Source organism: Brevundimonas sp. Leaf363, from assembly GCF_001424025.1.
In the GTDB taxonomy this organism is placed as follows: Bacteria; Pseudomonadota; Alphaproteobacteria; order Caulobacterales; family Caulobacteraceae; genus Brevundimonas.
Genome location: NZ_LMPZ01000005.1, coordinates 141,956 through 152,062, shown reverse-complemented (window position 1 = coordinate 152,062; position 10,107 = coordinate 141,956). Strand labels below are relative to the sequence as shown.

Annotated in this window: 7 protein-coding genes; 2 read left to right on the top strand and 5 right to left on the bottom strand. The window is 68.3% G+C overall.

Annotated features, from left to right (window positions below; translation table 11 throughout):
* Positions 1-378: 378 nt before the first annotated feature.
* Positions 379-1,284 carry an SDR family NAD(P)-dependent oxidoreductase gene (locus ASG17_RS14810; RefSeq protein WP_056105339.1) on the top strand — a complete coding sequence of 302 codons (906 nt, stop codon included), beginning with the start codon at positions 379-381 and terminating at the stop codon, positions 1,282-1,284.
* A 542-nt stretch (positions 1,285-1,826) separates the two neighbouring features.
* The gene (locus ASG17_RS14805) at positions 1,827-3,029 is read left to right on the top strand and encodes an acetyl-CoA C-acyltransferase (RefSeq protein ID WP_056105337.1); all 1,203 of its coding nucleotides are present in this window, start codon (positions 1,827-1,829) and stop codon (positions 3,027-3,029) included.
* A gap of 166 nt (positions 3,030-3,195) precedes the next feature.
* On the opposite strand, the gene ASG17_RS14800 is transcribed toward ASG17_RS14805, so the two are convergent.
* From ASG17_RS14800 to ASG17_RS14780, 5 genes are all read right to left on the bottom strand, one after another.
* On the bottom strand, positions 3,196-4,599 hold the full coding sequence (locus ASG17_RS14800; protein WP_056105335.1) for a trehalose-6-phosphate synthase: 1,404 nt from the start codon (positions 4,597-4,599) through the stop codon (positions 3,196-3,198).
* Between the two features lie 63 nt (positions 4,600-4,662).
* Entirely contained in the window at positions 4,663-6,447 is a 1,785-nt protein-coding gene (locus ASG17_RS14795) for a glycoside hydrolase family 15 protein (protein ID WP_056105333.1), read from the bottom strand.
* Entirely contained in the window at positions 6,444-7,220 is a 777-nt protein-coding gene (gene otsB / locus ASG17_RS14790; protein ID WP_082496317.1) for a trehalose-phosphatase, read from the bottom strand. The genes ASG17_RS14795 and otsB overlap by 4 nt, the downstream gene beginning before the upstream one ends.
* A gap of 54 nt (positions 7,221-7,274) precedes the next feature.
* A complete protein-coding gene (locus ASG17_RS14785; RefSeq protein ID WP_056105331.1) occupies positions 7,275-8,312 on the bottom strand; it encodes a hypothetical protein in 1,038 nt (345 codons plus the stop codon).
* Between the two features lie 17 nt (positions 8,313-8,329).
* Positions 8,330-10,096 carry an SLBB domain-containing protein gene (locus ASG17_RS14780; protein ID WP_056105330.1) on the bottom strand — a complete coding sequence of 589 codons (1,767 nt, stop codon included), beginning with the start codon at positions 10,094-10,096 and terminating at the stop codon, positions 8,330-8,332.
* Positions 10,097-10,107 lie beyond the last annotated feature (11 nt).

The following is a 10,107-nucleotide window of genomic DNA, read 5'->3' as shown; positions in this document are numbered from 1 at the left end:
CCGAAAGCCGCCCAGCCGTTGTTGACCGAGTAGTTCCAGTTCACGCCGGTCGTCGACGATTCCAGGTTCAGGTCGTCGATCTTGTGGTAGCCGCCGTCGATGGCGCCGTACCAACCGTTCGGTTCGGCGGACGCCGTACCCGCGGTCATGGCGAGACCCGCAGCAGCGACCCCCGCGAGAAGCAGTGCTCTCATGATATTCCTCACGCTCAAAAAATGCCCGAAGTCGTGTTGCTCACAACCTTCACGGCGCTCAACGGTGAAGCAGGGGGGACGTTCCCTCATTTTCGCACCGAATGTGGCGACTGTGGCGCCATTCCAACACATTACGCCGCGGCAGGGCTGTTAGAGCGGCCGCAGACATCCTGGAGGGATCGCGGTGAGCATACGTTTTGAAGGCAAGGTCGCCATCGTCACCGGCGCCGGCGGCGGCCTGGGGCGCGAGCATGCGCTGGCCCTGGCGGCGCGGGGCGCCAAGGTCGTGGTCAACGATCTGGGCGGGGCCCGCGACGGATCGGGCGGATCGGCCACGGCGGCCGAGGCCGTGGTCGCCGAGATCGAGGCGGCGGGCGGCGAGGCCATGGCCAATGCGGCCTCGGTGACCGACGCCGCCGCCGTCGAGGCGATGGTGGCGGCGACGATGGCGAAATGGGGCCGGGTCGATATCCTGGTGAACAACGCCGGCGTCCTGCGCGACAAGACCTTCGCCAAGATGGAGCTGGAGGACTTCCGCTTCGTCGTCGACGTCCACCTGATGGGGGCGGTCAACTGCACCAAGGCGGTGTGGGAGATCATGCGGACGCAGGGCTATGGCCGCATCGTCATGACCACCTCGTCGTCGGGCCTTTACGGCAACTTCGGCCAGTCGAACTACGGCGCGGCCAAGATGGCGCTGGTCGGCCTGATGCAGACGCTGTCGATCGAGGGGGCCAAGAACGACATCCGGGTCAACTGCCTGGCCCCGACGGCGCACACGCGCATGACCGAGGACCTGGGCGCCGCCCTGCCGCTGGAGGCGCTGGGGCCAGAGCTTGTGACGCCGGGGCTGCTGTATCTGGTCAGCGAGGGCGCGCCGAGCCGCTGCATCCTGGCGGCCGGGGCCGGCGGTTTCGAGCGGGCCTATGTGACGCTGACGCAGGGGGTTCACGTGACGGGGGCCGATGCGGCGGAACAACTGGCGGCGCGGTTCGCGGAGGTGTCCGATCGCGCGGGCGAGATCGTGCCGGAGATGGGAGCGGCCCAAGGGATGATCGAGCTGACGAAGGCGCAGGCGGCGCATCGCTGAACGGCTACTCGTCAGGCTATAAGGTCGAGCTAGTTGCCAATAATCCACGCCCGATCTTCTAGTGAAGATTCCAGCCAGCCCACCGCTCTGTAGGGCACGGAAGCCATAGCCCCTTTTGCAGAAGCAACTGCTTCACCCACACTCCCAGCCGAGAACGACCCCGTGGACCCGGTATGTCTACCGGGTTCACCAGTCGGCACGGTATAGACTTCGAGCCGAAACGACGCGTTCATCAGTCGCTCTCCACAATTTTGAAAGATACCAATTTTGTATGATGGCAACGAGTTGGACGCAACCAGACGGGCCCCGTCATTTATTGTCTAGTTTCCGTTTTCTTCTCAGATCGGAGATCTTTCGATATCTAACAATGTAGAATAAGAGCGCCTATCACTATGTGGTCTCGGAGCTAGTTATCTTGACACCCGATCATGTCGGGCGATGACAATGGGACGAGAGGCATGTCGGGCTTGCCCTCCCCTTACGGCAAGCGCCTAAGTTCGTCCTGAAGGCGCTCAATCAGCGAAGCGCCCAGGAGGATTTCCATGCGTGAAGCCGTCATCGTCTCGACCGCCCGGACGCCGATCGGGCGCGCCTATCGCGGCGCCTTCAACGACACCCAGGCGCAGCAGTTGGGGGCCCATGCCGTGAGGCACGCGGTCGAACGGGCCGGCATCGACGGGGCCGAGGTCGAGGACGTGATCATGGGCGCGGCCCTGCAGCAGGGCTCGACCGGGACGAACGTGGCGCGCCAGGTGGCGCTGGCCGCCGGCCTGCCCGCCTCGGTCGCGGGCATGAGCGTGGATCGTCAGTGCGCCTCGGGCCTGATGGCCATCGCCACCGCCGCCAAGCAGATCGTGGTCGACCAGCAGAAGGTCGCCATCGGCGGCGGGCTGGAGAGCATTTCGCTGGTCCAGAACCAGCACATGAACCTGTACCGCGGCAAGGACGAGGCGCTGCTGAAACTGGCGCCGCACATCTATATGTCGATGCTGGAGACCGCCGAGGTGGTCGCCGCCCGCTACGGCATCTCGCGCGAGGCGCAGGACGAATACGCCCTGCAGTCGCAGCAGCGCACCGCCGAAGCCCAGGCCGCCGGCCGGCTGGACGCCGAGATCGTGCCGATGACCACGACCATGTCGGTGGCCGACAAGGCGACCGGTCAGGTGTCCTCGAAGGAGGTCACCCTGTCCAAGGACGAGGGCAACCGGCCGGAGACGACGCTGGAGGGCCTGCGGTCGCTCAAGCCGGTGTTCGGCTCGGGCGAGGAGGTCCAGCAGGGGCAGTTCATCACAGCCGGCAATGCGTCCCAGCTGTCGGACGGCGCCTCGGCCTGCGTGCTGATGGAGGCCGGTCAGGCGGTGCATCACGGCGTGCAGCCGCTGGGCGCCTATCGCGGCATGGCGGTGGCGGGTTGCGAGCCGGACGAGATGGGGATTGGCCCGGTCCATGCGGTGCCGCTGCTGCTGAAGCGCCACGGGCTGACGGTGGACGACATCGGCATCTGGGAGCTGAACGAGGCCTTCGCGGTGCAGGTGCTGTACTGCCGCGACAAGCTGGGCATCCCCAACGACCGGCTGAACGTGTCGGGCGGGGCCATCTCGATCGGCCACCCCTACGGCATGTCGGGCGCGCGGATGACCGGCCACCTGCTGATCGAGGGCAAGCGGCGCGGCGCTAAATACGGCGTGGTGACCATGTGCATCGGCGGCGGCATGGGCGCGGCGGGGCTGTTCGAGATTTACTAAAGATCCTCCCCCGCTCTTGGGCGGGGGAGGGGGACCACGGAGTGGTGGAGGGAGCGGAAGCTGGGTGCGGCGTTTGATGGTCGGCGTCGGTGGATGTCCTCGCCCCCTCCACCGCTAAAGCGGTCCCCCTCCCCCGTTTCGCTCCGCTACACGGTGGAGGATCAAGCTAGGCCGCGCGCGCTCGGGCGTTTTCGGCGCCGGCCAGGCGTTTGACGAAGGCGTCGCGCCACTGACCGACGTCGGTGCGGCGGACGACTTCCATCAGGGACTTCCACTTCCGGATGCGCTCCTCCAGCGGCATGGTCAGGGCGCGCTTGATGGCGTCGGCGACCTCTTCGCGGCTGAAGGGGTTGACCAGCAGGGCCTCGCCCATGTCCTCGGCGGCGCCGGCGAAGCGGGACAGGATCAGGACGCCGGGGTCCTCTGGATTCTGGGCCGCGACATATTCCTTGGCCACCAGGTTCATGCCGTCGCGCAGGGGCGTGACCATGGCCACTTTCGCGGCGCGGTAGATGCCGGCCAGCTGGTCGCGGCGATAGCTGCGGTTGAGATAGCGGATCGGCTGCCAGTCCATATCCGCGAACTCGCCGTTGATGCGGCCCGCGAGCGAGTCGAGGCGGGCGCGGATGTCCTGATAGGTATCGACGTCGTCGCGCGAGATCGGCGTCACCTGCAGCAGGAAGACGTCGCCGTGCATGTCGGGGTTGTCGCGCAGGAACTGTTCGTAGCCGTAGAACCGCTCCTCCAGGCCCTTTGAGTAGTCCAGCCGATCTACGCCGACGATCATCTGGCGGAACACGGCCGAGGCGGCCATCCGGTCGTAGGCGCGGGCGCCGGCGGCGGAGTTGCGGGCCTCCAGGAAACCATCCACGTCGATGCCGATGGGGAAGACGCCGGTCTCCACTCGCTTGCCGAACGCCTCCAGCCCGCCGCCGGGCAGCAGGCGGCCTCGGACTTCGGGCTCGGAGGCCACATAGTCCCGGAACAGGTCCAGCCACTCGCGGGTGTGGAAGCCGATCAGATCGAAATCGAACATCGATTCCACCAGCCGCCGGTGGTGCGGCAGGGTGACCAGCAGCTGCCGCGCCGGCCAGGGCGTGTGCAGGAAGAAGCCGATGCGGTTGGTGATGCCCAGCCGGCGCAGATCCCGGGCCAGGGGGATCATGTGATAGTCGTGGATCCAGATCAGGTCGCCTGGCTGGATCAGCGGGGCCAGCACCTCGGCGAAGCGGGCGTTGGTGCGCTCATAGCCCTCGCCGTACGACCGTTCGTAGGCCGTCAGATCGACGCGGTGGTGGAACAGCGGCCACAGGGTCTTGTTGGCGTAGCCGTTGTAATATTCGTCGACGTCCTGGGCTTCCAGATCGACCAGAGCCACCTTGACCCCTGCCCGGTCCTCCATCTTCAGCTCGCCGGTGAAGGTGTCCACCGTCTCGCCGGACCAGCCAAACCACAGGCCGTCGTAGGTTTTCAGGGCAGCGGACAGCGCCATGGCCAGGCCGCCCATGGAGCTGGCGGCCGGGTCCCGCGGCGCGGACACCCGGTTGGAAACGACGATGAGACGAGACATGAGTAGGCCTAACGCGGAGTACGGCCGAAAGGTGGCATAGCGTTTTCGTGAACCGGCAGTCGGCTAGCGGACATCGGTCCACGATCGGCTGAGCAGGACGGCGCAGTTGATGATGCCGACCAGCGAGTAGGTCTGGGGGTAGTTGCCCCATAGCTGGCCGTCTTCGATGGAGATGTCCTCGCTGAGCAGGCCGGCGTGCGTCCGGCGACCCAGCATCTCGTCGAAGATGGCGCGCGCCTCGTCGACCCGCCCGTTCTGGTGCAGGGCCTCGATGAACCAGAAGGTGCAGAAGTTGAACGCGGTCTCCGGCTCGCCAAAGTCGTCCGGCTCGACATAGCGGAACAGATAGGCGCCCTTTTTCAGGTCGCGTTCGATGGCGTCGAAGGTGGCGACCTGCCGCGGGTCGCGGGCGTCGAGGAAGCCCAGGTCGGTCATCTGGAGCAGACTGGCGTCCAGCTCGCGGTTGCCGAAGCTGGCGGCGAAGCGGCCTTCGTCGGGCAGATAGGCCTCGCGCTCGACCCTTTCGCGGATGACGTTGGCCCGCTCCAGCCAGACCTCGGCGCGGGCGTGCAGGCCCAGGTGGTCAGCGGCCTTGGCCAGACGGTCGCACGCGGCCCAGCACATGACCGAGGAATAGGTGTGGACCCGCGCGATGGTGCGGAACTCCCACAGGCCGGCGTCGACCTGGTCGTGCATGGCGAAGGCGCGCTCGCCCACCTTTTCCAGGGCGTGGAAGTCGTCGATCGTGCCGGGGCGGAGCAGACGCTGGTCGTAGAAGCTCTGCACCAGCGGCAGGACGATCTGGCCATAGACGTCGTGCTGCAGGTGTTCACGCGCCTGGTTGCCGACGCGGACCGGCTTCATGCCGTGATAGCCCTCGACGCTCTCGACGATCCGCTCGTCGATGTCCTCTTCCAGACCGACGCCGTAGACGGGCTGGACGTGGCCGCCGGCGCTGTCGTCCACCAGGTTGCGCAGATAGCCGAGGTAGTTTTCCAGCAGGTCCACCGCGCCCAGCCGGTTCAGCGCCCGCACGACGTAATAGGCGTCGCGGATCCAGCAGTAGCGATAGTCCCAGTTGCGCCCGCTCTCGGGGAACTCGGGCACCGAGGTCGTCATGGCCGCGACGATGGCGCCCGTCTCTTCGTAGGCGCAGAGTTTCAGCGTGATCGCCGCACGGATCACCGCCTCCTGATAGTCCAGGGGCAGGTAGAGCTTGCGGATCCACTCCTGCCAATAGTTGACGGTGCGCTCCAGCACCGCCTGGACGCCGGGGCCGACATCCTGGTCGTAGCCTTCGTCCGGGCCGAAGAAGAAGGCCAGGGGCCGCTCCAGCCGGAAGGGCCGCTCGGTCTTCACATGCGACACCGGGCAGTCGGTGGTCAGGCGGAAGGTCACGTCCGTGCACAGATAGCGGATGTGGTTGGAGCCCGAGGTCGTCTCGGCCCGCCGCGCGCCCCAGTCGGCCGAGGGCCGCAGTCGGATCGAGATCCGCGGCGCCCCTTCCAGCGGCCGGACGATCCGCGCGAAGGCCAGCGGACGATAGGTGCGCGAATGCTTGGGGTGGCGCGGGGCGAAATCGATGATCTCGACCGAGGCGCCGTCCTCGGCGGTCAGGACGGTGCGCAGGACAGGCGTGTTACGGATGTACGACTGGCTGACGTGCTTCTGGCCCTCCAGCACGATGTCCCAGAAGCCGTGATCGGGATCAGACCCGTTCATGAGGGACGAGAAGACAGGATCGCCGTCCACGCGCGGGGCGCAGGCCCAGACGTAGCGGCCCTGGCGATCGATCAGGGCGCTGATGGCGCAGTTGCCGATGGGGGCGAGGTCGAGTGTGGGGGTCATGCGTCCTCTGTGATCCGCTCGAGCCAGTCCAGAACCGCATCAACGCCCGACAGGCCGAAACGGGCGGCCGTCTCGCGCGGGGCGCCGACCAGGACGCCGAACCCGCCCAGGGCGGCGGCGGCCTCGAACCCATGCTCGTCCGTCAGGTCGTCGCCCAGCATGATGGGGACGCCGCCCGCGAACGGCGCCTCGCCCATGAAGGCGGTCAGGGCGGTGCCCTTGGAGGCGCCGGGCGTCTTGAGCTCCAGCACCATGTCGCCGGGCTGCAGGTTCAGCCCGGTCTCGGCCTGAAGCCTGTGGGCCAGGTCGACGGCCGGGCCCGCGAGGGCCGCGTTCTGGCGATAATGCAGGCCGGCCGAGACGCCCTTGTCCTCGACGATGACGCCGGCGTGCTGCTCCGCGAAGGCGTCGAAGGCGGCTACGACGGTGCGGATTTCCGGCGCGGCCTGTGCGGTCTTCAACGTGCCGTCCGACAGGCGGCGTTCGAGGCCGTGAACGCCGGAAGCGGCCTGGACGCCGTCGCCGGTGATGCGGTCGATCTCGGACAGGGTGCGGCCGCTGATGACGGCCACGCGGCCGTCGAAACGCTGGGCCAGGGATTTCAGCACGGCGGTGCGGCGCGCGGTGGGGACGACGTCGTCCGGTCGCGGCGCGAAGGGCGCCAGGACGCCGTCCATGTCGAGGAACAGGGCCGGCCGCGTCAGACGGTCGGGCGGCGCAGGCAGGGCCGAAAGGCCTGGGCGCGTTTCTGCAAGTCCGGTGTCGGAAGCCATAGTCCCCGTGCGTGTTACGATCCCCACGACCGCAACGCACAATGACGGTGAAGGTTACCGGCCGTGGCTGATTTTCTGGAGGCCAGCGGACCCGACAAGGCTGCGCGCCACCGCCGCCGCCTCGGCCATCACCGCGGACCAGGGCCGCTGGTTGCGGCGCACCAGACGCAGGGACGGGTACCAGGCGACGCGGTCGCCCGTGACGGGCCAGATGCCGATCTGCTCGTCGTCCAGGATGACGACGCACGCCTTGCCCAGCGCGCCCGCCATATGGGCGGCGGTGTTGGAGACCGTGACCACCACGTCCACGGCGGCGATCTGGGCGGCGTGGCCCTCCAGATCGTGCCGGGGTTCGATCGCCGGGTCGTGCAGGAAGCGGCCCGACAGATCGCTGAGCAGGGCGAGATCGTCGGCGGCAGGCGAATACTGCAGCGACAGGATCGGCCCCGGCAGGGCGTCGAACAGTTCGCCCCACTGATCGAGGGCGGGCGGGCGCTTCTTGGGATTGTCGCTGGCCCACGAGACGCCGATGCCGCCGCCCCCGGTGAAGGCCCGAGCCTGGGCGGTGCGCGCCGGATCCGGGATCAGCGGTCGCCAGGACGCGGCGACCGTCGCGCGATCCGGGGCGAAGGCGGCGCCCAGGTCCTCGAACCCAGCCGCGCGATCGTCGGGGCCGAAGTCCGCGCCGGGGTGGGCGATCAGCTCGGCCAGGATGCGCACGTCGACACCCGGGAAACTGCGGCGGGCCAGCGGCGCGACGCGCGGGTCCAGGTAAGCGACGACCTGGCCCCCCTGCTCAACCAGCCGAGGCAGAAACCGGACAAGCCGCAGCTCGGCGCCGACATGGCGCATGCGGCGCGCGACGACGATGCGGCGGGCAAAATCGCGGCCGTCCCAGGTCGCCATGTCGCGAAAGGGCGTCTCAGCCTGCTTCTCGAGACCCGCGCGCGCCCACAGCCGCCAGGCCAGTGGCCATTGCTCGTGTTTTTCCAGCCAGTCGCCGGTCTTGACCGCAGGGCCAAGAGCAAAGCCCCCCGGTTGCAGGAACCGGAGGGCTTCGTCGTTCAGCGTGTCGATCGACGGAACAATCATCCGCCGGAACGCGCGCTTTAGCGCGCGATGCGATCGACGGAGATCATCACGCTGGCCAGCGACAAGGTCAGGTCGCGGATCAGGGCGATCAGGGTGGAGTCGGGCTTGCCCTGGATCAGGACGCGGTCGCCCGGCAGGACCTGGTTGCCCTGACGCAGCTGGCCGTCCGGCTTGAAGATCAGGACGCGGCGACGGTCGGCGCGCGGGGTGTAGCCCCCGGCCATACGCACATAGCTGGCCAGGCTGGCCGGACCGCCGGCGACGACCGACTGCGGCGACTGCACCTCGCCGGCGACAGAGACGATCTGCGACTGGCGCGGGATGACGATGACGTCGCCCGATTCCAGCAGCACGGTGTTCAGGTCGCGGCCGCCCAGCGGGACGATGCCCTGCGGTTCGACCAGGCGGGCGATGGCGATGTACTGCTGGGCCGCGGAGGCAGCCGAAGCGCGGGCGTCGGCCTGGCCGGAAGAGATCGACGGCGCCAGCAGGATGTTACGCTGCAGACGGTCCAGACCTTCGTTCAGCAGCGCCTTCTGGGTGCGGCGAACGCTGTCGCGGCGCAGATAGACCGAGGACCAGTCGGCGTCTGGATCGATCGTCATCTGGGCGATGACCTGACCGACCGTGGCGCCGCGCTCGGCACTGAAGACCGAGGCGCCGACGTGGGGCGCGTCGACCCGCACCAGCACGGAGTTGTCGCGGACGTCGGATTCGAACTGGACCCGGTCGCCGTCCGTCAGGGTGAAGTTGGCGAACTCAGCCAGGCTCAGATAGGCCGAGAAGGGCTGGCCGTTGCGGATGCCGACGATGGCGGCGTGGCTCGCGCCCGGACGGGGGCGGGCGTAGCGCATGATCTCGGCGCCCAGGCCGGTCGGGGCCGACAGTTCGAACGAATAGGCCGAGCGCACGTCGCCGGTGACGGCGACGGTCGCGCCCTGTTCCTCGACGACGATGGCGTCGCCGTTGCGGAACGAGATCGACGGCAGGGCGCCGGCGCGAAGGAACTCGTACAGGTCCGCCGTGGCGATGGTCTGGCCCGCGCGCACGATACGGATGCGGCGATAGGAGCCGCGGTAGGTGTCGATGCCGGCGGCGCGCTGGAGGTACAGAACCAGGGCGTCGTCCGAGGCGCCCTGATAGGCGCCGGGACGGCCGACCGGACCGGAGACCAGGACCTGTGTGCTGGCCGCGCTGGTGGCGGCGGCGTAGATCTGGACGCCGTTGGAATAGACGCGGCGGGCGGCGGTTTCGATCACGGCCGGCGTCTGGGACGCGGTGACGTTGGTCAGCGAGACCGGACCGACGCCGGGGACGACGACGTTGTTCTGGGCGTCAACCGTCAGTTCCTGCTCAGAGTTGATCAGGCCCCACAGGGTCACGCGCACCTTATCGCCGGGACGCATGATGTGGTTGGGGTCGATCACCGACGAGTCGGTGCGGGCGGCGACCGTCGGGCCGGCCGTGATCGCGAACAGGTCGGCGCCCAGCGGCGGCGGCCGCAGGGCGGTGTCCGCATCCAGGCCCAGGGTCTCGGGGCCGGCCGGGACCATGCTGACGGCCGTGGGCGCGGCCTGAGCCGGGCTGACCGTGCGGGTCGCCGTCGAGCTGGTGGCGGAGGTCGCCGTCGAACCGGCGGTCGGGGCCGTGGTCGGGGTGGCGACCAGGGTGCCGGACAGGCGGCTGTTGCTGTTGCTCTCGATCGGAGTGACCGTCTGGGCCGAGACCGAGGTCGCGGGCAGGGCCAGCGCCAGGAGCGCCACAGTGATATTGCGGACGTTCATTTTGCGCTTTC

Bases quoted from the DNA above. Each gene is read 5' to 3' on its own strand.
- ASG17_RS14780 (WP_056105330.1), bottom strand. From the start codon at position 10,096: ATGAACGTCCGCAATATCACTGTGGCGCTCCTGGCGCTGGCCCTGCCC.
- ASG17_RS14795 (WP_056105333.1), bottom strand. From the start codon at position 6,447: ATGACCCCCACACTCGACCTCGCCCCCATCGGCAACTGCGCCATCAGC.
- ASG17_RS14805 (WP_056105337.1), top strand. From the start codon at position 1,827: ATGCGTGAAGCCGTCATCGTCTCGACCGCCCGGACGCCGATCGGGCGC.
- otsB (WP_082496317.1), bottom strand. From the start codon at position 7,220: ATGGCTTCCGACACCGGACTTGCAGAAACGCGCCCAGGCCTTTCGGCC.
- ASG17_RS14800 (WP_056105335.1), bottom strand. From the start codon at position 4,599: ATGTCTCGTCTCATCGTCGTTTCCAACCGGGTGTCCGCGCCGCGGGAC.
- ASG17_RS14785 (WP_056105331.1), bottom strand. From the start codon at position 8,312: ATGATTGTTCCGTCGATCGACACGCTGAACGACGAAGCCCTCCGGTTC.